Raw genomic sequence first — 23762 nt, 5'->3', positions numbered from 1 at the left:
CTCGGATGCGCGTTATTGCCGATTACAGCTCATTGAACGCCCGAGGTGGCCCCATTGGTTCCACAGTGCGATTGCGGGCGGCGCTAGCCGTGCCGGCTGATCGTGTAGTCGACAAGCGTCTGCAGCGCGTGCCGGCCCGGCACGTCCGGCAGCTGGGCCAGCTCCTGGCGCGCCTGGTCCGCGTACTCCTGAAGCGACCGCTTGGCCCTGACCATGCCCGGCGATGCCCGCAGCAGTCCCAGCGCCTCGGCCACCGCCTCGTCGTCGTCGACGGGCCCGACCAGCAACTCGCGCAGCCGCGCCGCCTCGGGCCCGGGTTCGCGCAGCGCGTAGACCATGGGCAAGGTGTGCACCCCTTCGCGCACGTCGGTGCCGGGCAGCTTCCCGGATTCGTGCGAGTCGCTGTCGATGTCGATGATGTCGTCGGAGATCTGGAACGCGGTGCCCACGATGCCGCCGAGCCGGCTCAGCCGTTCCACCTGATCGGGGTCGGCGCCCGAGAACATGGCCCCGAACCGGCCCGCCGCGGCGATCAGGCAGGCGGTCTTCTCGTACACCACCCTCAGGTAGTGCTCGATCGGGTCGGAGCCCTCGACTAACCCGCGGGTCTCGCGCATCTGCCCCGTCACCAGTTGGGCGAACGTCTCGGCGATCAGCCGCACCGCCTCGGGACCCAGCCGCGACACCAACCGTGATGCCGTCGCGAACAGATAGTCACCGGCCAGGATCGCGACATTGTTGCCCCAGCGCACGTTGGCGGTGGGGGTGCCGCGGCGCACCTCCGCCTCGTCCATCACGTCGTCGTGGTACAGCGTGGCCAGATGCACCAGTTCGATGACGGCGCCGGCGATGGTCACGTCCGCGCTGTCCGGGTCGGGCCCCATCTGGGCCGACAGCACCGTGAACAACGGCCGGAACCGCTTGCCGCCGGCCTTGAACAGGTGGGTCAGCGACTCGGTCATGACGTCGTCGGCGCTGCGAAATTCCGCCTCCATGAGCTGCTCGATCCGGCCGACGCCGGCGCGTACGGTCGCCGCGAAAGCCGGGTCGCCGAAGTCAACGCCCGCCACCACCGTCGCCGGAGTACTCACGGGACCAAACATACTGGTGTGCATGAAGACGGCAGCGACCCGAGCCCAAGTGGTGGTCGTGGGCGCAGGGCCCGCCGGTGCGGCGGCGGCGGCCTGGGCGGCTCGCGCGGGCAATGACGTACTGGTCATCGATTCGGCGAGCTTTCCCCGCGACAAGGCCTGCGGCGACGGGTTGACCCCGCGCGCGGTCGCCGAGCTGGAACTGCTGGGGCTGCGCGACTGGCTGGACACCCGCATCCGGCATCGGGGACTGCGGATGAGCGGCTTCGGCGGCGAAGTGGAGGTCGATTGGCCCGGCCCGTCGTTCCCGTCGACGGGCAGCGCGGTGGCCCGCTTCGAGCTGGACGACCGGATCCGCAAGGTCGCCGAGGATTCCGGGGCGCGGATGCTGCTCGGAACGAAGGCCGTTGCGGCGCAACATGATTCATCGGGTCGGGTGACGTCGGTGACGTTGGCCGACGGCACCGAGGTCGGGTGCGGCCACTTGATCGTGGCCGACGGCGCGCGTTCGTCGCTCGGCCGCAAGCTGGGCCGGCGCTGGCACCAGGAAACGGTGTACGGCGTCGCCGCGCGCGGGTATCTGACCACCCCGCGCGCCGACGACCCCTGGCTGACGTCGCACCTGGAACTGCGCGGACCCGACGGCTCCACGGGCAAAGTGCTGCCGGGCTACGGCTGGATATTCCCGCTCGGCAACGGCGAAGTGAACATCGGCGTCGGAACGTTGTCGACGTCCAGACGGCCCGCCGACCTGGCGCTGCGGCCGCTGATCGCTTACTACACCGACCTGCGCCGCGACGAGTGGGGATTCACCGGGCAGCCCCGCGCGGTGGCCTCGGCGCTGTTGCCGATGGGCGGCGCGGTGTCGGGGGTGGCCGGCGCCAACTGGATGCTCATCGGGGACGCCGCGGCCTGCGTCAACCCGCTCAACGGCGAAGGCATCGACTATGGGCTCGAGACCGGGCGGCTGGCGGCGGCGCTGCTGGACTGCCCCGACCTGTCCCAGGTGTGGCCGTCGCTGCTGCGGCAGCACTACGGTCGCGGCTTCTCGGTGGCGCGCCGGCTGGCGCTGCTGCTGACGTTTCAGCGGTTTCTGCCGTCGACCGGACCCATCGCCATGCGCTCGACGCCGCTGATGACCATCGCCGTGCGGGTGATGGCCAACCTGGTAACCGACGACGACGCGGACTGGGTGGCCCGTGCCTGGCGCGGCGGCGGGCGGCTGTCGCGGCTGCTGGACCGCCGCACGCCGTTCAGCTGACCGGTGCGCGTATCGCCGCTGGTCGGCGGGCTGGTCCGGTCCGGCGGGGCCGGCGATCGGCGATCGGCTTTCACCCGCGCGCCCCCAGCGAGGCGTGTATAGTCCAGCTAATGAAGGGAACGAGGCTGGCTACTATCGGGGCCGCTGCCGCCGCCGCTGCTGCTGCTATCGCGCTGGCCGGGCCGACGCAGCTTTCCGTGCCGGCGCAGGCGGACCCGCCGCCGACGGCGCCATACCCGACACCGCGCACACCGTCGCCCCCGAGCGACTACGACGCCCCATTCAAGAACACCGTCAACGGCTTCGGCATCTACCAGCCGCAGGACCAGTTGGCGTGGCTGGGCAAGATCACCTGCGAGCGCATCGGCAGGGGCGTGGACGGCGACGCGTACAAGTCGGCCACCTTCATCCAGCGGAACCTGCCGCGCGGCACCACTCAGGGCCAGGCGTTCCAGTTCCTCGGTGCCGCGGTCGACCACTACTGCCCCGAACAGGTCGGCTTCGTGCAAGCCGCCGGCAATCACTAGAAGCCCTTCAGCGCAACGGTTTGTGACCGGCGTGTAAGGCGACGATGCCGCCGGTCAGATTGCGCCAGCGCACCCCCGACCAACCGGCCCGGCTGATCTGACGCGCCAACCCCGCCTGATCCGGCCACGCCCGAATCGATTCCGCGAGGTACACGTACGCGTCGGGATTGCTGGACACCGCCCGGGCCACCCGCGGCAGCGCCCGCATCAGGTACTCCTTGTACACCGTGGCGAACAGCGTGTGGGTGGGCGTGGAGAATTCGCAAACCACCAACCGGCCGCCCGGACGGGTGACGCGGGCCATCTCGCGCAGCGCGGCCTGGGTGTCGACGACGTTGCGCAGCCCGAAACTGATTGTCACCGCGTCGAATACGTCGTCACCGAACGGCAGCCGGGTGGCGTCGCCGGCGACCTTCGGAACGTTGCGCGCGGCGCCGGCCGCCAGCATGCCGACCGAGAAGTCAGCGGCCACACACCACGCCCCGGATTTCTTCAGCTCCACGGTGGATACCGCGGTGCCCGCGGCGAGGTCCAGCACCTTTTGGCCGGCGCCGACTTTCAGCGCCGTCCGGGTGGCCTTGCGCCAGTACCGGTCCTGACCCATCGACAGCACGGTGTTGGTCAGGTCATACCGGCGGGCGACGCCGTCGAACATCGACGCGACATCCCGGGGATCCTTGTCCAGCTCCGCGCGACTCACCAGAGAAACGCTACCTGTTCGGGGAATGACGTGGCGCGGTCGGCGTTGTATGGGGGCGTGACTGAAAAAGTTTGGTTTATCACCGGGACATCTCGAGGTTTCGGACGGGCGTGGACGATCGCGGCGCTGGAGCGCGGGGACAAGGTGGCCGCCACGGCGCGCGACACCGCCGCGCTGGACGACCTGGTGCGCAAGCACGGTGACGCGCTGCTGCCGATCCGACTGGATGTGACCGACCGAGCGGCGGATTTCGCGGCGGTCAAGGGAGCGCACGAGCACTTCGGCCGGCTCGACATCGTGGTCAACAATGCCGGTTACGGCCAATTCGGCTTCATCGAGGAGCTCTCGGAGCGGGACGCACGCGATCAGATCGAGACCAATGTTTTTGGGCCGCTATGGATCACGCAGGCCGCGCTGCCGTATCTGCGCGAGCAGGGCAGCGGCCACATCATCCAGGTGTCCTCGATCGGGGGTATCACCGCCTTTCCGTTGGTCGGCATCTACCACGCGTCCAAATGGGCGCTGGAGGGCTTCTCGCAAGCGCTGGCGCAGGAGGTCGCGCCGTTCGGCGTGCACGTCACGCTAATCGAGCCGGGCGGCTTCGACACCGACTGGGCCGGAGATTCCGCCAGGCACGCCGATCCGATTCCGGCCTACGACGACGTCCGCGCCGCCGTCCAGGAAGAGCGCAGCCGCCGGTGGGCCAGCCCGGGGGACCCGTCGGCGTCCGCTGCCGCGCTGCTGAAGGTGGTTGACGCCGAAAAGCCGCCGCTGCGAGTCCTTTTCGGTGCCTCGCCGCTGGAAACGGCCAGGGCCGACTACGAGAGCCGGCTGCGCAACTGGGAAGAATGGCAGCCCGTGGCGGAGCTGGCGCAAGGCTGATCGGACCCGCGACCTATTCGGTGGGGGCGTTCAGTTCTGAACGGGCCTGGTCGATTTGGTCGTAGGCGCACCGAGCCGTTTCAGCTGTGGTCATCGCCTTACCCTCGCCGGCGAATGATTCGTAGGTCTGCTCGCCGAGCGCATCACGTAGGTGAATGATCACCCTGCTGATCTCAGTGACCCAGTCTTGGTGATCGGACTGAACGCGTACGCGGCGATGGTTGCGGCCGGTGTGCTTGAACAGGAAGCCGCCGCGCGCCTGGATCGCGGAGCGCAACACCTCGTCATGGTCGGCCAGGGACACCCGCATGCCGTCCGCGTCCGATTCCCACCGACGGGTCGAACCCTCGATACCGGTGAACAGAAACGTCACCGCCCCCGAGGGGGCGGGTACCGCGGACACGCTCACAGGAATTCACGAGGAGCCCACCACCATCCAGCAAAGCGCTGCCGACTTTCCAAGGCCGGGGGTCAGGCAGCGCTCGGTGAGACTCCGCAACCCACGAAGCCTGAGGACAAGCGCGTGGCTCGGCAGGAAAAGGGGTAAGCGCTGCAGTACACCTGCAACGCAATTGAAGGACAAGCTATGGGCGGCGCGAATAAGGCTCGAAACAAGGTGCGGTTGGTCGCGGGCAAGCTCAAGGCGGCGACCGGCCGCGCCACCAACGACCCGGCGTTGGAGGCTGAGGGCAGGGCGGACCAGCGGACCGCCCATTTGCGAGACGCCGGTGAAAAGGTCAAAGACGCATTGCGGCCTCGCCGGCGCCGACAGGTCTAGCCGACGAATCCTCGCGGATGTCAACCGCGCGTCGTGGCATCGCCTCGGCCCCCGCACGTGCCCCTTCAAGCCCAGCCAGGTCGCCATGTCGGTAGCGGAGTCGCTGCGACGCCTCGTGCACCCGGTCCTGATGCGCGTAGCCAACCACCATCCCTGCCGTCGCGATCCCAAGTGACGCCTTGTCCCCCGCGGCGCCGCACAGCTGCCGCAATTCATCGAAGCGGTCACCGTCAAGGCTGGCGTGGACTCGCCAGCCGGTCCCGCACAACATGGTGCGCGGCGTGATGCGCATGGCCGGCCGGCGCGGGTGATCGGCGGGCAAGGCGTCGGCGATCTCTGCCGCCCGCCCCCAGCTCGCCCGCGCGGCGTTGATGTCACGGTTTGTCGCCCAGGTGGCGGCGCGCATGTGCCATTCGTATGCGGCGTGCAGATCACCGGCGGCCTGCAGATGTTCGGCGATCAACGCCGCGTTCTCGTCCGCCGATTGCGGATCGCGGACTTCGATTGCGGCGGCCACCCGCCGATGCAGCTCCGATCGGTCCGCTCTGAGTTGTGCGTCGTAGGCCACCGAATGAATGAGCGGATGGTGAAACACATACTCCGGTCGGCGAGTAAGGCTGACCGCGTCGATGAGCTGGGCCCTCAACAGTTCGTCGATCTCGGGCTCAACATCCAACGCCGTGAGTAGGTCGAGGCCGAACCGCGAGCCGATGACAGCCGCCGCGCTCAGCGTGCGCTTGGCTTTCGGATCGAGCCGGTCGATGCGCGCGGCGATGGTCGCCTGCAATGTGGCCGGCACGCTCACTTCGCTGATCTCCGTCGCCGACGTGTAGGCACCCGGCCCGCCTCGTAAGACACCGCGCTGCGCCAGTTCGCGCACCAATTCCTCGGCGAAAATATGGATTACCGGCGGCCCGCTCGGCGACTCTGCGGCCCAGGGCACCGACCGACAGGCCGGGCCCGAGGAGATGTGCGACCAATGCCGCGGTTTCTGAATTGCTCAGCGGCGCAAGGGCTATGGGGTGGGAATCGGACACTCGGGTCAACGCGCCCCGGTATTCCGGCCGGTGGGTGACCAACACCAGCGTGGGCGTCCGCGGGATCACCTCAAGGAAATCGGTCAGCATCGACTCGCTGATCTCGTCGATCCAGTGGGCGTCCTCGACGACATAGACCGCCGGGCGTTCGTCCGCCAGTCGGGCGGCGTGCACCAGCGCGGCCAACCGCCTTCGACGCGCATTGGGATCGACCGCGGGTACGGCCGTGCTCGGGTCGGCGATACCCAGCAGGTCGTCGAGCAGCAGCACGTCCTCGGGATCTGCGTTCGGAAATCGGTCCCGCACTCGTGCGCGGGCCACCTGCCCCTGTAGACCTTCGATGCCGGTCGTCGCCCGCAGCAGCCGCGCCACGGCATGGAATGGGACCTGGCTGGTGTGTGATTCACAGCAGGCGGTCAACACCTCCACACCCCGGACTGCCGCCATCGCGGCCACCTCGCGCACCAACCGGCTCTTCCCGATGCCGGGTTCGCCCACCACCACAACCACAGCGCCGCGACCGTCACGTGCGCGGTCCAACAAGCCCTCGACCGCGGACATCTCCCTCCGACGACCCACCAGTTCCGAGTCGGCGCGTCCGGCAGGCCGGTGCCGGTCTCCGATGCCCAGCAGCCGGTAGGCGGCGACCGGTTCGGTCACGCCCTTGATGCGGACCATCCCCGGATCGCTCAACGCCGCTGCGTCGTCAACCAGTCGCGCGGTGGAGACGCTGAGCATCACCCCGCCCGGCGGCGCGACCGATTCCATCCGCTGGGCCAGGCCCACCTGATCTCCCATCGCGGTGTAGCCGAATGATCCGGAACCGAGCTCGCCGGCGATCACCTGACCGGAGTTCAGCCCTACGCGCACGAGCAATGTCGCGTCGTCTCGGGCCTGCACCTCGAGGCCGAGAGCGTTCGCTTGCTCCTGAATGTTCAGCGCCGCGAGGCATGCGCGAAGGGCATGGTCCTCCATTGCCGCCGGCGCGCCGAACACCGCCATGATGCCGTCGCCGGTGAACTTGTCCACGGTGCCGCCGTACCGCCGGACGACCGCCGCGCAGCGGTCGGCCAGGTTGACCATGATCTCGCGCAGCCGCTCCGTCCCGACGGTCGCGGCGATGTCCATCGAGCGAACCACGTCGGCGAACAGGACCGTGACCTGCTTGTACTCGGCGCGGGTGGCACCGTCGCGGATCGGTGCGCCGCAGTGATGACAAAACCGGGCGCTATCCACAGTTTCGGTGCCACACGTCCGGCACGCTGCTATGGCCGTCATCCGACCCTCCGCTGATCCGGCGCCCACGTCTGCAGTCGTTCTGGCGAAAGGATAGGCCGCTGCACGCCCGCGAGGGGGCTGTTCGTTGCGGGGGCGCCAAGATCCCGCCACCAAGCCCTGAGCGCCTCGGGTACCGGTCATGCCGGACAGGTAGTCGACTACGCGTGTGCCGCGGGATCGTGCCGCCAAGACTTTTGGGGAGAAGGCAATCCATCGACGACGTACGGGACCTCACCATGACCATCACGATTGACACGCCGATTTGTGCGAACGTCTTTGATGCCGGCCTACCGACGATCGACTATGAGCTTTGCCAGAGCCTCGACGAGGCCCACGCGATCATCGGCGAGGCGCGCCGCCAGGCGCCGATAGCCATCGGCCCGCACGGGCCGGAATTTCTGACCTATGAACTGGTGCGGACGGTGCTACGGGACCCCCGATTGCGTGTGCCGCAAGGCATGTTCCTTGCCTCGCAAGGGATTACGAGCGGACCACTGTGGGAACGCGTCGCGACGAACCTGATCAGTCTCGACGGGCCCGAGCACCACCGGCTGCGCCGACTGGTCTCCCATGCCTTCACGCCGCGAGCCACCGCGCGTCTCGACACAACGATCGTCGAGGTGATCAACGAACTCGTTGACCGCCACTCCGCAGCCGGGCGCTGCGAGGTGGTCACAGACATCGCCCGCCAGTATCCGATCCCGATCATCTGTGCGCTCCTGGGCGCACCGGCCGAGGATTGGAAGCTGTTCTCGGCATGGACCGACGACATCTTCAAGGCCTTCAGCTGGGAGGTCGCCGCCCACCAAAGGACCATCTTGGCGGCCTGGGACGAACTGGACTCCTATATCGATGACATGGTCGCCCAGCGGCGCGACCGGCTGACCGACGACCTGATCTCCGAGCTGATCCGGGCCGAGGACGACGGCGATCGCCTCAGCATCGACGAGTTGCGGATGCTGGCGGCGGGCCTGCTGATGGCCGGCACCGACACCACCCGCAACCAGTTGGCCGCCTCGGTGCAGGTGCTGTGTGATCACCCCGACCAGTGGAGGATCCTGGCCGAGCACCCCGAGCTCGCGGCCAACGCGGTCGAAGAGACGATGCGGCATTCGCCGATCGCGGGCGGCGCTCTGCGCACCGCCCTCGAGGATGTCGAGATCGCCGGGTTCATGATCCCGGCCGGCACGCTGGTGATCGCCAACACCGCCGCCGCCAACCGTGACCCCGCCGCCTACGACCGCCCCGACCGGCTGGAAATCACCCGCACCGCGGCGCCGCCGATGCAGACGTTCGGCGCCGGCATGCACTACTGCCTGGGTGCCAACCTGGCCAGGCTAGAGCTCGCCGAAGCCCTGAGGGTGATGGCGCAACGCATGCCGAACGCCCACAGAGTCGGCCCTGCCCCATGGAAGCCGCTCACCGGACTGAGCGGACCAATAACGCTACCAATCGAATTCGACCCTACGAGGTGAACGGGAGCGTGACGGCCCCGGCTCATTCGCCCTGCGCGTAGCGCGTCGTGACGAGTTGTCGTCGGGCGAACGGCGACAGCACCGCCTCGTAGTGGCCGAGGAGCTCGTCACAGATGACCGGCCAGCTCCGGCCCACCACGCTGCGCCGGGCGGCCAGGGCGTAGCGCGGCCGTTCGGCGATCAGGTGTGCGACCGCGTCGGGTAACCGGGTCTCGAACTCGTTGACGGCCAACAACAGACCGGTACGCCACGGGGTGACGAGGTCACGTGGGCCGCCGGCGTCGGGGGCGATCACCGGCAGCCCCGACGCCAGCGCTTCTTGCACGACCTGACAAAACGTCTCGTGCTCACCGGGATGCACAAAGACGTCCATGCTGGCGTACGCCGCGGCGAGTTCGTCGCCGTAGAGCGCACCCGTGAAAACCGCTGTCGGCATTGCCGATTGCAGCTTGCCGCGGTCGACCCCGTCGCCCACGATGACGAGCTGAACCGCGTCGTCGGCGGCGAGCCCGATGAGTCGTTCGACGTGCTTCTCGGGCGCGAGCCGGCCCACAAATCCCACGATGGGCTTGCCCCGCGGCGACCACTGCCACCGCAGCTCCTCGCTGCGCGCGGACGGCGCGAACCGCAGTACGTCGACGCCGCGCGCCCAGCAATGTACACGCGGAAAGCGATGCGCGACAAGCGCTTCCATTGTGACACTGGATGGCGCCAGGGTACGGTCGGCGAGGCCGTGCAGATGACGGAACCAGGCCCACGCGGCTCGCGCGGTCATCGGGATGCCGTAGCTCGCCGCGAAGCCCGGGACGTCGGTCTGATACACCGCCACCGTCGGCACCCCCAGCCACCGCGCAGCGCGCAGCCCGCCGTAGCCCAGCAGCGCCGGCGACGCGAGGTGCACCACATGCGGGTCGAAGCCACGCAACACCTTCACCAGCCGGGGGGTGGGCACCCCGAGCGGCAGGCTGGTCACCTTGGGGAACATCCGCGACGGCACCCGGTGGACGCGGATGCCGTCGTAGATGCGGTCCGCCCGCGGCTGGCCCGGAGGCGTGTCGGGGGCGATGACGAGGGCTTCGTGGCCCGTCCGGCGCAGATGCTCGAGCACCCGGATCACCGAGTTGCTGACACCGTTGACTTCGGGGAGGAAGGATTCCGCGACGATGGCAACGCGCACACCACTACCGTGTCAGCGTCGACTGTCGGCAAGGTTGCCTGCGGGCATACGTCATTTGAAATTTGCAGGTCCGGCACCGTCGGCGACCGGGGTCTGCGGTCCGTCGCGGGGCGCGTCGCGCCGATCGAGCCACTTGTCCAGCAGCGCCAGCACGATCAGGATCGCCGCCGCGCCCAGCCAGCCCACCACCGCGATGGAGCCGGCCGGAATGATCGCCAACCCGGCGTTGCGGTGTTGCACGCGAACCAGGTTCGGATCGTTCTTGTTGTACTCGACGTAAATCCGCATGCCGGTGGCCAGATGGGAGGGATAGAGCACACCGAGCTCGGGACGATAGGTGACCCGTTCGGCGGTGACGAATTCGATGGTGGAGCGCCGCGGCCCGGCGCTGAGCACCTCCGCCTGCGCGACACCCATGTTGTGGGTGATCGCGATGTCGTCGCGCCAGGCACCGGCCACCAGCAGCAGCGACTGCAACGTGACCAGGCCGATGACGATCAGCACCGCAATCCGGGCCCACCGCAACACAATCCGGGCGCGCGTTTTCGGCGGCTTGTCACTGCGCCCGTGAATCACTATGTGCAGCAGCACTTTTGGGGGTATCGCCATCTAGGTGCGCCTCACAGCGCCGCTTTGATGGCGGCGTGCAACTGCCGCAGCGACGACCGGTCGGCCTTGACCTCCAGCACCCGCATCCCTGGCCCGGGTTCGTCGAGCGCCGCCGCCAGATCGCCGACCTCGATCTGGCGGCTCTCGACGTGATAGGCGCGACACAGCGCGCCCACGTCGACGTCGTGCGGGGTTCCGAAGACCCGCGACGATACGTCGGAGAACCGCGGGTCGCCCTGCTCGAGCAGTTCGAAGATGCCCCCGCCGTTGTCGTTGGAGACCACGATCGTCAGGCGGCGCGGCGTGGGCTCGGTGGGCCCGATCAGCAAGCCGGAGCTGTCGTGCACGAAGGTCAGGTCGCCGATCAGGGCGACGGTGCGCGCCGGGCTGTCTGGCCCACCCTGGCGTTCGTGGGCGAGCGCCGCACCGATGGCCGTCGAGACCGTGCCGTCGATGCCGGCCACCCCGCGGTTGGACCGCACCCGGATGCCGTGGGTGTCCAGACCGACCAGCGCGGCGTCGCGGACCGGGTTGGACGCCCCGAGCACCAGCTGATCGCCGGGCACCAGCGCGTCGGCCACGGCCGCGGCGACGTGCAGGCCGGTGGTCAGCGGGTGCGCCGCGAGTTGGCCGCGGACGGCGGCCAGGGCGTGCCGGTTGATCTCCGCGCAACGGTGCAGCCAGGCCGGGCTGGGTGCACCGGTGGTGACCGCCCGCGTGCCCGTGGCCTGCGAGTTGCCCGAGACGTCCGGCCAGCGCGGGCCGGTGGTCAGCGCGAAGACCGGCACCTGCGGGTCGGCCAGCAACGCCGACACCGGCCGATGCAGGGTGGGGCGGCCGGACATGATCACCTGCTTGGGCCGCAGCAAGGGCAGCGCCAGCGGGTGCAGCGGGTTGGCCGGGGCGGGCGCCGTCGGCTCCGCGACGGTCGGCAGCTGCGCCAGGTTGGGCTGCGCGCCCGCGCCGTGCCCGGCGATGACGACCGTGTCGGGCGATAGGTCGATGTCCAGGGGCTGGTCGAAGCTGACCGGCGGGGTGTAGGTCCACGGTCGCCCGCCCGGGCGGCCCTGAGGCGTCATCGCCTGGGGGTCGGGGTCGGGAACCAGGGGCTCACGCAGCGGGATGTCGAACTGCACGGGCCCGGCGTTGGCGGTGCGGGATCCGGTGGCGGCCGTCAGCACCCGGCAGGTGGCCGATCGCCAGGTGGCGTTGAGCGAATCCAGGCGCTCGGGGGCGTCTTCGGCCAGGCCCAGGCTGATGGTGGCCCGCACCTGGGTGCCGAAGTAGCCCAGCTGCTCCATGGTCTGGTTGGCCCCGGTGCCCAGAAGTTCGTAGGGCCGGTTGGCCGAGAGCACGATCAGCGGCACCCGGGCGTAGTTGGCCTCGATCACCGCCGGGCCGAGGTTGGCGACGGCGGTGCCGGACGTCATGGCGACGCACACCGGCGCGCCGGCCGCGATCGCCAGGCCGATGGCCAGGTAGCCGGCGGTGCGCTCGTCGATGCGGACGTGCAGGCGGACCCGGCCGGCGCGGTCGGCATCCTGCAGCGCGAAGGCCAGCGGGGCGTTTCGCGAACCGGGGCAGAGCACCACGTCGCGGACGCCGCCGCGTATCAGCTCGTCAACGACGACGCGAGCCTGTGTCGTCGAGGGGTTCACCCCTACAGGGTGTCACAGCCCGCTGACGATGCCCGCCGCGCAGCGGCGGGAGGAGGAAGCGGGCAATCGGGCAACAGCCCGCTGACGATGCCCGCCGCGCAGCGGCGGGAGGAGGAAGCGGGCAATCGGGCAACAGCCCGCTTTGAGCGCTAGTGCTCGGCGAAGAACTTGAGCATCGCGGCGTTGACGGCGTCGGGCCGCTCGAAGAAGCCGAGGTGGCCGGTGTCGGGGATCTGCACGAAGCGGCCGTTGGGCAGGGCGTCGGCGACCTCGCGGCCCAGGTACGGCGGGGTGAGCACGTCGTCGGAGAAGCCGATCACCAGCACGGGCGTCGCGATGCTGCGGTAGGCGGTCAGGCGGCTGGTGTGCGGCGTTACATCGAGCTGGGCGCGCAGGCCCGGCGTGGGCTTGACGGGCCAGGTGGAAAACATCGCGATCCAGTCGGCGATGGCGGTGTCGTCGTTGAGCGTTTTGCGGGAGAAGTTTTCCAGCAAGCGGGTTTTCGCCTCGTATGCGGCCGGCAGCGTGACGCCGGCGTCGGCCAGCTCGGCCTCGGCGTCGCGGAAGAACTGCCGGGCTCGGTCCATGCGGCCGCGGGTGCCCATCAGCACCGCCGAGCTGACCAGCTCGGGCCGGGCCAGCATGAGCTCCTGGGTGATGAACGCTCCCATCGACATCCCGACGATGCGGGCCGGGGCCGCATTCAGGCCTTCGATCAGCGACGCGGTGTCGTCGACCATGGTCTGCGTCGAGAAGGCCCCCGCGTTCTCGGTGGCGCCGATCCCGCGATTGTCGAAGGTGATGACGCGGTATCCCGCCGCCAGGAATGCGGGAACCTGATAGGGGTGCCAGGTTCGTCCGGCGCCGCCGTGGCCGGCGATAAAGACCACGGGCTCACCGGAGCCGCGGTCGTCGTAAGCCAGGTTGATCACCCGGACGACGGTACAAGCAACTGATGGCAGGCCTTGACCCGGTCGATCCACCACTGCCGCCGCTCCCGCGACGCCCGCAGCGCGTGTAGCCGCTCCGGGTCGGGCCTGACCGGGCCCACCGGCAGGGTCCCGTCGACGGGCGCGGCGGCCTCGGCGACGTCGTGCACAAACAGCCCGCCGGTGCCCAGGCCACAGGCGTGGCGAAGCTGCGGCAGGGCCGCGGCGGCGGTCAGGCCGGCGGCGATGCCGACCGCCGAATCCAGCGCGCTGGAGACCACCACCGGGATGTCGATCTGCGCCGCGATCGCCAGCATGGATGAAATCCCGCCCAGCGGAGCGACTTTGAGCACCGCGATGTCCGCGGCCTGCGCGCGGACCACGGCCAGCGGATCGTCGGCCTTGCGGATGCTCTCGTCGGCAGCGATTGGCACGTCGACGCGGCGGCGCAACGCCGCGAGTTCGGCGACCGTCGCGCAGGGTTGTTCGAGGTATTCCAACGGGCCGTCGGCGGTCAGCGCGGCCGCGGCGGCCTGCGCCTCCTCGACGCTCCAGCCGCCGTTGGCGTCCACCCGTACGGTCGGTATCACTGCGCGCACCGCGTTGACCCGGGCGACGTCGTCGGCCAGCGTCTGACCCGGCTCGGCGACCTTGACCTTGGCGGTGCCGGCCCCGGGGAAGCGGGCCAGCACCTCGGGAACGTCCGCGGCGGCCACGGCGGGCACGGTCGCGTTGATCGGGACGCGGTCGCGGCGGGTGGGCGGCGGCCGGCGATACGCGGCCTCGATGCCCGACGCCAGCCAGTGCACGGCCTCACGCGGCTCGTATTCGAGAAACGCCCCGAACTCGCCCCAGCCCGCCGGGCCGTCGATCAGCACGACCTCGCGGGTGGTGATGCCGCGAAACCGCACCCGCATGGGCAGCGCCACCACATGCAGGCGGTCCAGAAGGTCGGCGAGCGCCGGCACAAAAGGGTGGGTCACGCGCCGTAGACCCGGCGGCCCGCCAGATACGTCGCCCGCACCTCGAGGTTGGCGATCTGCTCGGGCGCTACCGCGCGCGGATCGGCCGAAAGCACCACCAGGTCGGCGTACTTGCCGACCTCCAGCGAGCCGATCACGTCGTCGGAGAACAGCTGCCAGGCCGCGTCGATGGTCTGCGCGCGGATCGCCTGCTCGACCGTCAGGCGTTCCTCGGGTCCGAGCACCCGCCCGCTCGGCGCCGTCCGGGTCACCGCGACGCTGATGTTGCGCAGCGGCTCCTCGGGCGTGACGGGCGGATCGTTGTGCAGCGAGACGCGCATCCCGGTGGCGATCGCGGATCCGGCCGGCATCCAACGACTTCCGCGCTCCTCGCCGAACAGGCCGTCGACGATGACGTCACCCCAGTAGTGGATCTGGTCGACGAAGATGCTGCAGGTGACGCCGAGGTAGTGGGCGCGCCGCAGCTGCTCGGGCCGGATGGCGCCCACGTGCTCGAGGCGCAGCCGATGGTCGTCGCGCGGGTGGCGCCGCAGCGCCTCCTCGTAGACGTCGAGGATGGTGTCCACACCGGCGTCGCCCTGGACGTGGCAGGCCATCGGCCAGCCCAGCGGGAAGTACGCGCCGACGATCTCGCGTAGCTGCTCGGCGGTGTAGTTGGCGCAGCCGCACGACCCCGGCGCAACGCCGATGATCCGGGTGGCCTCGGTGTCCAGGTAGGGAAATGACAGGTCGATGTTGCCGATCCACGGCGAGCCGTCGACCCAGATCTTGATGCCGACCTGGCGCAGCATGTCGTCGCCCTGCCCGGGGGTAGCGGCCGTCGACATCTGCGGGTTGGAGATCTCGTAGGTGCGCAGCCGCACCGTCAGCCGCTCGCGCAGCTGCTCGACCACCGGCCGGAAGTTCGGGTCGAACGCCATCTCCGAGCAGGTGGTCAGGCCGGCACGGTTGAGCCGGCCGCACTCGGCGAGCAGCATCCGCGGGTATTCGGCGAAGTCGATGGCCCCGCCCAGCAGCGGGAACACGGCACCGGTTTCCTCGGCGGTGCCGTCGAGTTCACCGTTGGCGTCGCGGCCGTACCTCGCGCCCTTGGGGTCGGGGGTGTCGCGGGTCAGCCCGTGCAACTTGGCGGCGCTGGAGTTGAAGAAGGCCTTGTGCCCGGAGTTGTGTATGATCACCAGCGGGCTGTCCGGCGCGATGTCGTCGAGCCAGCTCAGCGTGGGTTCCGGAAGGCCGTTCTGCAGCAACGGATCCCAGCCGTTGAGGAAGGCGCCGGCGGAGCCGCGCCGGGCGACTTCGGAGTGGATCGCCGCGATGACGTCGTCGGCATCGCGCATGGTGACCGGCCGGATGTCGACGATGCGGTCCGACAGCGCGACCGCCTCCATCAACGGATGGCCGTGTGCCTCAACGAAGCCCGGCATCACGCAGCCGTCACCGGCATCGACGGTCTGGGTGTCGGGGCCGGTGAAGTCGGCGACCTCGGCACGGGTTCCGACGGCGATGATCCTGCCGTCGGCGACGGCGAGCGCCTCGGCGGTGGGCCGCTGCTCGTCGACGGTGAGGATGGTTCCGGTAACGACGAGATCTGCCTGCCCCATGCGTAGGGATCGTAGTGGCGATCGCGAGGGCGGCGCAGCCGGTCGAAGCGGGTCGCCACGGATCAGCCCAGTGGCGATCGCGAGGGCGGCGCAGCCGGTCGAAGCGGGTCCCCACGGATCAGCCCAGTGGCGATTGTTGTTGAACAGGGCGCGGCTGACCCAAATTGCAACACGTTCTAGTCTGACCACATGACGGACGAGCTGTTGCGCAACCCGACCCATAACGGCCACCTGCTCGTGGGCGCGCTCAAGCGCCACAAGACCAAGCCGGTGCTGTTCCTCGGCGACACCACGCTGACCGGCGGTCAGATGGCCGAGCGGATCAGCCAATACATCCAGGCGTTCGAGGCGCTGGGCGCGGGCACCGGCGTCGCCGTCGGCCTGCTCTCACTCAACCGCCCCGAGGTGCTGCTGATCATCGGCGCCGGCCAGACCCGCGGCTACCGGCGCACCGCGCTGCACCCGCTGGGCTCGCTGGACGACCACGCCTACGTGCTGAACGACGCGGGTATCAGCTCGCTGATCATCGACCCGAACCCGAAGTTCGTCGAGCGCGCGCTGGCCCTCTTGGAAAAGGTGCCCGGACTCAAGCAGATCCTGACCATCGGGCCGGTGCCCGAGGCGCTCAGAGGGGTGGCCGTCGACCTGGCGGCCGAGGCGGCCAAGTACGACCCGCAGCCGCTGGTCGCCGCGGACCTGCCGCCGGATCAGGTCATCGGCCTGACCTACACCGGCGGCACCACCGGCAAGCCCAAGGGCGTGATGGGCACCGCGCAGTCGATTTCGTCGATGACCCAGATCCAGCTCTCGGAGTGGGAGTGGCCAGACCAGCCGCGGTTTCTGATGATCACCCCGCTGTCGCACGCCGGCGCGGCGTATTTCCTGCCCACTTTGATCAAGGGCGGCGAGATGCACGTGCTGGGAAAGTTCGACCCGGCCGATGTGCTGAAAACCATTGAGGAGAAGCGCATTACGGCCACGTTCCTGGTGCCGTCGATGCTGTATGCGCTGATGGACCACCCGGATTCGCACACCCGCGACCTGTCGTCGCTGCAGACCGTCTATTACGGCGCCTCGGCGATCAACCCGGTGCGGCTGGCCGAGGCGATTCGCCGGTTCGGCAAGATCTTCGCCCAGAACTACGGTCAGTCCGAAGCGCCGATGGCCATCACCTACCTGGCCAAGGGCGAGCACGACGAGAAGCGGCTCACTTCCTGCGGGCGCCCGACGCTGTTCGCCCGCGTCGCGCTGCTGGGCGAGGACGGCAAGCCGGTCCCGCAGGGTGAGCCGGGCGAAATCTGTGTCAGCGGACCGCTGTTGGCCGGCGGCTACTGGAACCTGCCCGAGGCGACGGCCGAGACCTTCAGGGACGGCTGGTTGCACACTGGCGACATGGCCCGCGAGGACTCCGACGGTTTCTACTTCATCGTCGACCGGGTCAAGGACATGATCGTCACCGGCGGCTTCAACGTGTTCCCGCGCGAGGTGGAGGACGTCGTCGCCGAGCACCCGGCCATCGCTCAGGTGTGCGTGGTCGGGGCGCCCGACGAGAAGTGGGGCGAGGCCGTCACCGCGGTGGTCGTGCTGCGCGCCGACGCGCCGCGCGACGACGCCGCGATCGAGAAGATGACCGCCGAGATCCAGGCCGCGGTCAAGGACCGCAAGGGCTCGGTGCAGTCGCCCAAGCGGGTGGTGATCGCCGACTCGCTGCCGTTGACCGGGCTGGGCAAGCCGGACAAGAAGGCCGTGCGCGCGCAATTCTGGGAGGGCGCCGGCCGCGCCGTCGGCTAGGTCTCGCTGAGCGTGGAAGTAGTTTCACGCTCGCGGCCGAACGTGAAACTAACTTCACGTCGGCGGGCGGGTGGGTACGAGGTAACGTCGCTGCCTATGGGAAGCGGCAAATCGATCAAGCCGCCGTGGTGGCTGAAGCCGGCGAACAAGGTCTTCATCGCGATGTCGCGGCTGGGCCTGAGTTTCGGCGGTGAGAGCCCGGTGGTGTTGACCGTGTCCGGCCGCAAGTCCGGGACGCCCCGGTCGACGCCGGTGACGCCGATGATGGTGGACGGCAAACGCTATGTGGTGGGCGGCTTTCCGGGCGCGGATTGGATTCGCAACGTTCGCGTCGCCGGATACGCGACACTGGCCCGCGGCCGGCACTCCGAGCGGGTGCGGATGGTGGAGCTGTCCGCAGACGACGCGCGGCCGTTCTTGCGGGCGTTCCCCACCGAGGTGCCCACCGGCGTCGGCTTCATGAAACGCTCGGGACTGGTGACCGACGGCCGCCCCGAGGAGTTCGAGGCGCTGGCGGGCGTGTGTCCGGTGTTTCGGCTGGATCCGGCGTAGGAGTTTGAAAAACCTTGAGCGACAACCCCTTTGATCCCCACCAGTGGCGACCCGTGGACGGGTTCGGCGACCTGACCGACATCACCTATCACCGCCACGTCGACGACGGCACGGTGCGGGTGGCGTTCGACCGGCCCGAGGTGCGCAACGCGTTCCGGCCGCACACCGTCGACGAGCTCTACCGGGTGCTCGACCACGCCCGGATGTCCCCCGACGTCGGCGTGGTGCTGCTGACCGGCAACGGACCGTCGCCCAAGGACGGCGGCTGGGCCTTCTGCTCGGGCGGCGACCAACGCATCCGCGGGCGCAGCGGTTACCAGTACGCCAGCGGCGAGACCGCCGACACCGTCGACACCGCCCGCGCCGGCCGGCTGCACATTCTCGAGGTGCAGCGGCTGATCCGCTTCATGCCCAAGGTGGTCATCTGCCTGGTCAACGGGTGGGCGGCCGGCGGTGGGCACAGCCTGCACGTGGTGTGCGACCTCACCCTGGCCAGCCGCGAACACGCCCGCTTCAAGCAGACCGACGCCGACGTCGGCAGCTTCGACGGCGGCTACGGCAGCGCCTATCTGGCCCGTCAGGTCGGCCAGAAGTTCGCCCGCGAGATCTTCTTCCTGGGCCGCCCCTACACCGCCGAGCAGATGCACCGGATGGGCGCGGTCAACGCCGTCGTCGCCCACGCCGAGCTGGAGTCCGAGGCCATTGGATGGGCGCGCGAGATCAACGCCAAATCCCCGCAGGCGCAACGGATGCTGAAGTTCGCGTTCAACCTGCTCGACGACGGGCTGGTGGGCCAGCAGCTGTTCGCCGGGGAGGCGACCCGGCTGGCCTACATGACCGACGAAGCCGTCGAGGGCCGCGACGCCTTCCTGGAAAAGCGCGACCCGGACTACGGCCGGTTCCCGCGCTACTTCTAAAGCGGCGGGGGCGCCTGGGGCCACCGCCTAGACTCGCGTCACGTGAGCAAGAGTCCCCTTCGCCGGATCGCCGACCAGTTCGTGCTGGCGACCATGCGCCCTCCGATGGCGCCGCAAGTGTTGGCCAACCGTCCGCTGATCAAGCCGATCGAGCTGGCCGGCAAGCGCATCCTGCTCACCGGGGCATCCTCGGGCATCGGCGAGGCCGCGGCCCGACAGTTCGCCCGGGCGGGCGCCACGGTGGTCGTCGTGGCGCGCCGCCAGGAGCTGCTCGACGCGCTCGCGGACCGCATCGCCTCGGCGGGCGGTGACGCCATTTCGATCCCGTGCGACGTCTCGGACCTCGACGCCGTCGACGCGCTGGTCGCCGACGTCGAACAGCGTCTCGGCGGAATCGACGTCCTGATCAACAACGCCGGCCGGTCCATCCGCCGGCCGCTGGCCGAGTCGCTGGAACGCTGGCATGACGTCGAGCGGACGATGGTGCTCAACTACTACGCGCCGCTGCGGCTGATCCGCGGGCTGGCGCCGGGGATGATCGAGCGCGGCGACGGGCACATCATCAACGTCTCGACGTGGGGCGTGCTGTCGGAGGCCTCACCGCTGTTCGCGGTGTACAACGCCTCGAAGGCCGCGCTGTCGACGGTGAGCCGGGTGGTGGAAACCGAGTGGGGCGACAAGGGGGTGCACTCCAGCACCCTGTACTACCCGCTGGTGGCCACCCCGATGATCGCGCCGACCAAGGCCTACCAGGGAATGCCGGCGCTGACGCCGGAGGAGGCTGGTGAGTGGATGATCACCGCCGCCCGCACCCGACCGGTGCGCATCGCGCCGCGGGTGGCCATCGCCGCCAAGGCGCTGGACACCTTCGGCCCGCGCTGGGTCAACGCCGTCATGCAGCGCCAAACCATCCAGCCCAACCGCAAGGGCGATGGCTGACCGGCGACGTGGTAGACACGATTTCATGGAGATCCTGGCCAGCCGGATGCTGCTGCGGCCGTCGGACTATCAGCGGTCGCTAGCCTTCTACCGCGACGAGGTCGGGCTGGCGATTTGGCGCGACTACGGCGCTGGCACAGTCTTTTTCGCGGGCCAGTCCCTGCTGGAGCTGGCCGGTTACGGCGAGCACGACCCCGCTGCGGCCGCCTTCCCCGGCGCGCTGTGGCTACAGGTCCGCGACATCGAGGCCACCCAGGCTGAATTGGTGAGCCGCGGGGTGCCGATCGCGCGCGAAGCTCGCCAGGAGCCATGGGGTTTGAAGGAGATGCACGTGACCGATCCGGATGGCCTCACGCTCATCTTCGTGGAGGTGCCGCCGGAGCATCCATTACGGCGTGACACCCGAAATGAACAGCCGGGAAACGCCGGTTAACTGAGAGGTAACATCTGGCGACGGTTCAAGGTACACCCGCGTTTCGACCGCCTCAGCATTCGACAATGGAATCCCCCAACAACCAGAATCAGGCGCTGTGAACATCCAATTGTTCCTCTTGATCATTGTCGTAATCACGGCATTGGCTTTCGATTTCACCAACGGCTTCCATGACACGGGCAACGCAATGGCGACCTCGATCGCCAGCGGCGCCCTCAAGCCCAAGACGGCGGTTGCGCTCTCGGCGGTGCTGAACCTGGTGGGCGCCTTCATGTCCACCGCCGTCGCCGCCACCATCGCCAAGGGCCTGATCGACGGGCACATCGTGACGTTGGAGCTGGTGTTCGCCGGTCTGGTCGGCGGGATCGTGTGGAACCTGCTGACCTGGCTGCTCGGCATCCCCTCGAGCTCCTCGCACGCGTTGATCGGCGGGATCGTCGGCGCCACCATCGCCGCCGTCGGCGCGCACGGGGTCATCTGGAAGGGCGTGGTGTCCAAGGCGATCATCCCGGCCGTCGTGTCGGCGATCCTGGCGATCGCGGTCGGCGCGGTGGCGACCTGGCTGGTCTACCGCATCACCCGGGGTATCCCCACCAAACGCACCGAGGCCGGCTTCCGCTACGGCCAGTGGGGCTCGGCATCGCTGGTCTCCCTGGCGCACGGCACCAACGATGCCCAGAAGACGATGGGCATCATCTTTTTGGCGCTGATGTCCTACGGCTCGGTGAGCAAGACCGCGTCCATGCCGCCGCTGTGGGTCATCGTCGGTTGCGCGGTGTCGATGGCGCTCGGCACCTACCTGGGCGGCTGGCGCATCATCCGCACCTTGGGCAAGGGGCTGGTCGAGATTCAGTCGCCGCAGGGCATGGCGGCCGAATCCTCTTCGGCCGCAGTGATTTTGCTCTCCGCCCACTTCGGGTACGCGCTGTCGACCACCCAGGTCTGCACGGGGTCGGTGCTGGGCAGCGGGCTGGGCAAGCCCGGCGGCGAGGTCCGCTGGGGCGTCGCCGGCCGCATGGGTGTCGCCTGGCTGGTGACGCTGCCGCTGGCCGGCCTGGTCGGTGCCCTGACCTACTGGGTCGTGCACCTGATCGGCGGCTACCCGGGCGCCATCGTCGGCTTCGCGCTGCTGGTCGCGGTCTCGGCCACCATCTACATCCGTTCTCGCAAGGTCAAGGTCGACCACCACAACGTCAACGCCGAATGGAAGGGCGACCTGACCGCCGGGCTCGAAGGGGCCGACGATCAGCACCCGCACTCGGATGCCGGGCCCGGCGCCGGCGGCACCGCTGTCCGGTACGACTCCGACGACCCGACGATTAAGGCGAACGCTTGATGAGTCATTTCAGCGACTGGTTCAACTACCAGGCCTCCCTCAAGATCCTGCTCTTCGCCATGCTGGCCGGCGCCGCACTGCCGGCGCTGTTCGCCCTGGGCCTGCGATTCCACGCGGTCGGCGCCGGCGAGGCCGGCACCGATGGCGGCTCACCGCAGAAGAATCCGGTGCTGCTGGCGCTCGCCTGGGCGATCTATGCGGTGGTGGTCCTGGTGATCGTCTTCGCGCTGGCCTACATCTCCCGGGACTTCATCGCCCATCACACCGGCTACCCGTTCCTCGGAGCGAAAGTTAAGTAGCATCGGCTGATGCCCACCGATTTGCTAGGCCAGACACCGGGGGTGTTGCGTGAACGGGTTTCTCAATTCGATCGTGTCCTGGCTCCGCGCGGGATACCCGGAAGGCGTTCCACCGACCGACACCTTCCCGGTGCTCGCGTTGCTAGCGCGCCGGCTATCCGGCGACGAGGTCAAGGACGTCGCCTGTGAGCTGATCCGGCGCGGCGAGTTCGACGATGTCGACATCGGCGTGCTGATCACCCAGATCACCGATGAGTTGCCGTCGCCGGACGACGTTGAGCGCGTGCGGGTTCGCCTGGCCGCCCAGGGCTGGCCGTTCGTCGACGAGGCCGGGGACCCCACATAGTCGCACTGCGCGCACTGCACGTCCCGCCGGGCGCGGCGGCCTCGACGCTGTTGCCCGCCCTGGAACGGGTGCTCGATGGTCGCGACCCCGCACTGGTCGCCCTGCCCGGGGGCGACGACCGCGAGTCGGCCGCGCTGCGGGCGGGCCTGCGCGTCGGGGAGGCCATCGACGACGACGTGGCCGTGGTCGTGGCGACGTCGGGTACCACCGGAGTTCCCAAGGGCGCGTTGCTGACCGCCGCCGCGCTGACGGCCAGCGCGGCGGCCACCCACGACCGCCTCGGCGGCCCGGGCAGCTGGCTGCTCGCCTTACCGGCGCACCACATCGCGGGGATGCAGGTCTTGGTGCGCAGCGCGCTTGCCGGTGCGGTACCGGTCGAGATGGACTTGTCCGCCGGGTTCGACATCACCGAATTGCCAAGTGCGATAAGAATATTGGGCCCGGGGCGGCGGTACACGGCGCTGGTCGCCGCGCAGCTGGCCAAGGCGCTGGGTGACCCGGCGGCCGCGGCCGCGCTCGCCGAGCTGGACGCGGTGCTGCTCGGCGGCGGCCCGGCTCCGCGACCCGTCCTCGACGACGCTGCCGCGGCGGGCATCGCCGTGGTCCGCACCTACGGGATGAGCGAGACCGCCGGCGGGTGCGTGTACGACGGTGTCCCACTGGACGGGGTGCGGCTGCGCACGGTCGAGGGCCGCATCGTCATCGGGGGCCCGACGCTGGCCAAGGGGTACCGCAACCCGGTCGACCCCGACCCGTTCGCCGAGCCGGGCTGGTTTCGCACCGACGATCTCGGCGCCGTCAGCGGTGCGGGTGTGCTGACCGTGCTGGGCCGCGCCGACGACGCCATCAGCACGGGCGGGCTGACCGTGCTGCCGCAACCGGTGGAGGCGGCGCTGTGCGCTCACCCGGCCGTGCGCGACTGCGCGGTATTCGGCCTGGCCGACGGCCGGCTGGGGCAGCGGGTGGCCGCCGCGATCGTGGTGCGCGACGGGTGCGCCGCGCCGAGCCTGGACGACCTGCGCGCGCAGGTGACCCGCACCCTGGACGCCACCGCCGCCCCGCGCGAGCTGCACGTCGTTGCCGCGCTGCCGCGCCGCGGCATCGGCAAGGTCGACCGGGCGGCGTTGGTGCGCCGGTTCGCCGGACGGAGCGATCAATAGGCT

Annotated in this window: 24 protein-coding genes and 1 pseudogene; 14 read left to right on the top strand and 11 right to left on the bottom strand. The window is 69.4% G+C overall.

Annotated features, from left to right (window positions below):
* Positions 1-83 precede the first annotated feature (83 nt).
* Positions 84-1091: a nonaprenyl/(2E,6E)-farnesyl/geranylgeranyl diphosphat synthase gene (grcC1, locus tag BST14_RS04495; protein WP_083063389.1), complete on the bottom strand. Its 1008-nt coding sequence runs from the start codon at positions 1089-1091 to the stop codon at positions 84-86.
* A 22-nt stretch (positions 1092-1113) separates the two neighbouring features.
* Between grcC1 and menJ the strand changes: the two genes are divergently transcribed.
* Both menJ and BST14_RS04485 read left to right on the top strand, forming a co-directional pair.
* A complete protein-coding gene (gene menJ, locus BST14_RS04490; protein WP_083063388.1) occupies positions 1114-2352 on the top strand; it encodes a menaquinone reductase MenJ in 1239 nt (412 codons plus the stop codon).
* 110 nt (positions 2353-2462) lie between these two features.
* A complete protein-coding gene (locus BST14_RS04485) occupies positions 2463-2879 on the top strand; it encodes a DUF732 domain-containing protein (RefSeq protein WP_083063387.1) in 417 nt (138 codons plus the stop codon).
* 7 nt (positions 2880-2886) lie between these two features.
* On the opposite strand, the gene BST14_RS04480 is transcribed toward BST14_RS04485, so the two are convergent.
* Positions 2887-3579, bottom strand: a complete 693-nt coding sequence (locus tag BST14_RS04480; protein WP_083063386.1) for a demethylmenaquinone methyltransferase — start codon at positions 3577-3579, stop codon at positions 2887-2889.
* 57 nt (positions 3580-3636) lie between these two features.
* Here BST14_RS04480 and BST14_RS04475 point away from each other — a divergent pair, with 57 nt between their 5' ends.
* Positions 3637-4461, top strand: coding sequence for an SDR family oxidoreductase (locus tag BST14_RS04475; RefSeq protein WP_083063385.1), 825 nt, complete (start codon positions 3637-3639; stop codon positions 4459-4461).
* Positions 4462-4474: 13 nt separating this feature from the next.
* Here BST14_RS04475 and BST14_RS31535 read toward each other — a convergent pair whose 3' ends face one another.
* A complete protein-coding gene (locus tag BST14_RS31535) occupies positions 4475-4864 on the bottom strand; it encodes a nucleotidyl cyclase domain-containing protein (protein ID WP_142279265.1) in 390 nt (129 codons plus the stop codon).
* A 183-nt stretch (positions 4865-5047) separates the two neighbouring features.
* Here BST14_RS31535 and BST14_RS04465 point away from each other — a divergent pair, with 183 nt between their 5' ends.
* Positions 5048-5239, top strand: coding sequence for a CsbD family protein (locus BST14_RS04465; RefSeq protein ID WP_083063383.1), 192 nt, complete (start codon positions 5048-5050; stop codon positions 5237-5239).
* On the opposite strand, the gene BST14_RS32595 is transcribed toward BST14_RS04465, so the two are convergent.
* A complete protein-coding gene (locus tag BST14_RS32595) occupies positions 5199-5915 on the bottom strand; it encodes a hypothetical protein (protein ID WP_438502128.1) in 717 nt (238 codons plus the stop codon). The two genes, BST14_RS04465 and BST14_RS32595, sit on opposite strands and share 41 nt — an antisense overlap.
* Complete coding sequence (locus BST14_RS04460; RefSeq protein ID WP_438502127.1) at positions 5905-7554, bottom strand: AAA family ATPase; 1650 nt, start codon at positions 7552-7554, stop codon at positions 5905-5907. The genes BST14_RS32595 and BST14_RS04460 overlap by 11 nt, the downstream gene beginning before the upstream one ends.
* Before the next feature lie 236 nt (positions 7555-7790).
* Here BST14_RS04460 and BST14_RS04455 point away from each other — a divergent pair, with 236 nt between their 5' ends.
* Positions 7791-9029: a cytochrome P450 gene (locus BST14_RS04455; RefSeq protein WP_083063382.1), complete on the top strand. Its 1239-nt coding sequence runs from the start codon at positions 7791-7793 to the stop codon at positions 9027-9029.
* Between the two features lie 22 nt (positions 9030-9051).
* On the opposite strand, the gene BST14_RS04450 is transcribed toward BST14_RS04455, so the two are convergent.
* From BST14_RS04450 to BST14_RS04425, 6 genes are all read right to left on the bottom strand, one after another.
* Complete coding sequence (locus BST14_RS04450; protein WP_083063381.1) at positions 9052-10206, bottom strand: glycosyltransferase family 4 protein; 1155 nt, start codon at positions 10204-10206, stop codon at positions 9052-9054.
* A gap of 51 nt (positions 10207-10257) precedes the next feature.
* Positions 10258-10815, bottom strand: a complete 558-nt coding sequence (locus BST14_RS04445) for a DUF3592 domain-containing protein (RefSeq protein WP_245845299.1) — start codon at positions 10813-10815, stop codon at positions 10258-10260.
* 11 nt (positions 10816-10826) lie between these two features.
* Positions 10827-12473, bottom strand: coding sequence for a 2-succinyl-5-enolpyruvyl-6-hydroxy-3-cyclohexene-1-carboxylic-acid synthase (menD, locus tag BST14_RS04440; RefSeq protein ID WP_083063380.1), 1647 nt, complete (start codon positions 12471-12473; stop codon positions 10827-10829).
* Between the two features lie 149 nt (positions 12474-12622).
* Positions 12623-13405: an alpha/beta fold hydrolase gene (locus BST14_RS04435; protein WP_083063379.1), complete on the bottom strand. Its 783-nt coding sequence runs from the start codon at positions 13403-13405 to the stop codon at positions 12623-12625.
* Positions 13402-14319: an o-succinylbenzoate synthase gene (locus BST14_RS04430; RefSeq protein WP_245845309.1), complete on the bottom strand. Its 918-nt coding sequence runs from the start codon at positions 14317-14319 to the stop codon at positions 13402-13404. Before BST14_RS04430 ends, BST14_RS04435 begins: the two co-directional genes overlap by 4 nt.
* A gap of 62 nt (positions 14320-14381) precedes the next feature.
* Positions 14382-15986, bottom strand: a complete 1605-nt coding sequence (locus BST14_RS04425) for an amidohydrolase (RefSeq protein WP_083063378.1) — start codon at positions 15984-15986, stop codon at positions 14382-14384.
* Positions 15987-16175: 189 nt separating this feature from the next.
* Here BST14_RS04425 and fadD8 point away from each other — a divergent pair, with 189 nt between their 5' ends.
* From fadD8 to menE, 9 genes and pseudogenes are all read left to right on the top strand, one after another.
* Entirely contained in the window at positions 16176-17777 is a 1602-nt protein-coding gene (gene fadD8 / locus BST14_RS04420) for a fatty-acid--CoA ligase FadD8 (protein ID WP_083063377.1), read from the top strand.
* A gap of 96 nt (positions 17778-17873) precedes the next feature.
* Positions 17874-18329 carry a nitroreductase family deazaflavin-dependent oxidoreductase gene (locus tag BST14_RS04415; protein WP_083063376.1) on the top strand — a complete coding sequence of 152 codons (456 nt, stop codon included), beginning with the start codon at positions 17874-17876 and terminating at the stop codon, positions 18327-18329.
* 14 nt (positions 18330-18343) lie between these two features.
* A complete protein-coding gene (locus BST14_RS04410; RefSeq protein WP_083063375.1) occupies positions 18344-19246 on the top strand; it encodes a 1,4-dihydroxy-2-naphthoyl-CoA synthase in 903 nt (300 codons plus the stop codon).
* A gap of 42 nt (positions 19247-19288) precedes the next feature.
* A complete protein-coding gene (locus BST14_RS04405) occupies positions 19289-20185 on the top strand; it encodes an SDR family oxidoreductase (RefSeq protein ID WP_083063374.1) in 897 nt (298 codons plus the stop codon).
* Between the two features lie 25 nt (positions 20186-20210).
* A complete protein-coding gene (locus tag BST14_RS04400) occupies positions 20211-20618 on the top strand; it encodes a VOC family protein (protein WP_083063373.1) in 408 nt (135 codons plus the stop codon).
* Positions 20619-20715: 97 nt separating this feature from the next.
* Positions 20716-21937: pseudogene (locus BST14_RS04395) on the top strand (inorganic phosphate transporter); the annotation flags it as partial.
* Between the two features lie 16 nt (positions 21938-21953).
* Positions 21954-22253, top strand: a complete 300-nt coding sequence (locus tag BST14_RS04390; RefSeq protein ID WP_083063371.1) for a hypothetical protein — start codon at positions 21954-21956, stop codon at positions 22251-22253.
* Positions 22254-22302: 49 nt separating this feature from the next.
* Positions 22303-22599, top strand: coding sequence for a DUF3349 domain-containing protein (locus BST14_RS04385; protein ID WP_083063370.1), 297 nt, complete (start codon positions 22303-22305; stop codon positions 22597-22599).
* Positions 22600-22667: 68 nt separating this feature from the next.
* Positions 22668-23759, top strand: coding sequence for an o-succinylbenzoate--CoA ligase (gene menE, locus BST14_RS04380; RefSeq protein ID WP_245845308.1), 1092 nt, complete (start codon positions 22668-22670; stop codon positions 23757-23759).
* The last annotated feature ends 3 nt before the right edge of the window (positions 23760-23762 follow it).

This window comes from Mycobacterium arosiense ATCC BAA-1401 = DSM 45069 (assembly GCF_002086125.1).
GTDB lineage: Bacteria > Actinomycetota > Actinomycetes > Mycobacteriales > Mycobacteriaceae > Mycobacterium > Mycobacterium arosiense.
This window is presented reverse-complemented; position numbering and strand designations above follow the sequence as displayed.

What these genes read in the sequence shown, in the direction of transcription:
- BST14_RS04390 (WP_083063371.1), top strand. Translation starts at nt 21,954, where the DNA reads ATGAGTCATTTCAGCGACTGGTTCAACTACCAGGCCTCCCTCAAGATC.
- menJ (WP_083063388.1), top strand. Translation starts at nt 1,114, where the DNA reads ATGAAGACGGCAGCGACCCGAGCCCAAGTGGTGGTCGTGGGCGCAGGG.
- BST14_RS04485 (WP_083063387.1), top strand. Translation starts at nt 2,463, where the DNA reads ATGAAGGGAACGAGGCTGGCTACTATCGGGGCCGCTGCCGCCGCCGCT.
- BST14_RS04465 (WP_083063383.1), top strand. Translation starts at nt 5,048, where the DNA reads ATGGGCGGCGCGAATAAGGCTCGAAACAAGGTGCGGTTGGTCGCGGGC.
- BST14_RS04400 (WP_083063373.1), top strand. Translation starts at nt 20,211, where the DNA reads ATGGAGATCCTGGCCAGCCGGATGCTGCTGCGGCCGTCGGACTATCAG.
- BST14_RS04430 (WP_245845309.1), bottom strand. Translation starts at nt 14,319, where the DNA reads ATGCGGGTGCGGTTTCGCGGCATCACCACCCGCGAGGTCGTGCTGATC.
- BST14_RS04415 (WP_083063376.1), top strand. Translation starts at nt 17,874, where the DNA reads ATGGGAAGCGGCAAATCGATCAAGCCGCCGTGGTGGCTGAAGCCGGCG.
- BST14_RS04455 (WP_083063382.1), top strand. Translation starts at nt 7,791, where the DNA reads ATGACCATCACGATTGACACGCCGATTTGTGCGAACGTCTTTGATGCC.
- fadD8 (WP_083063377.1), top strand. Translation starts at nt 16,176, where the DNA reads ATGACGGACGAGCTGTTGCGCAACCCGACCCATAACGGCCACCTGCTC.
- BST14_RS04460 (WP_438502127.1), bottom strand. Translation starts at nt 7,554, where the DNA reads ATGACGGCCATAGCAGCGTGCCGGACGTGTGGCACCGAAACTGTGGAT.
- BST14_RS04425 (WP_083063378.1), bottom strand. Translation starts at nt 15,986, where the DNA reads ATGGGGCAGGCAGATCTCGTCGTTACCGGAACCATCCTCACCGTCGAC.
- BST14_RS04445 (WP_245845299.1), bottom strand. Translation starts at nt 10,815, where the DNA reads ATGGCGATACCCCCAAAAGTGCTGCTGCACATAGTGATTCACGGGCGC.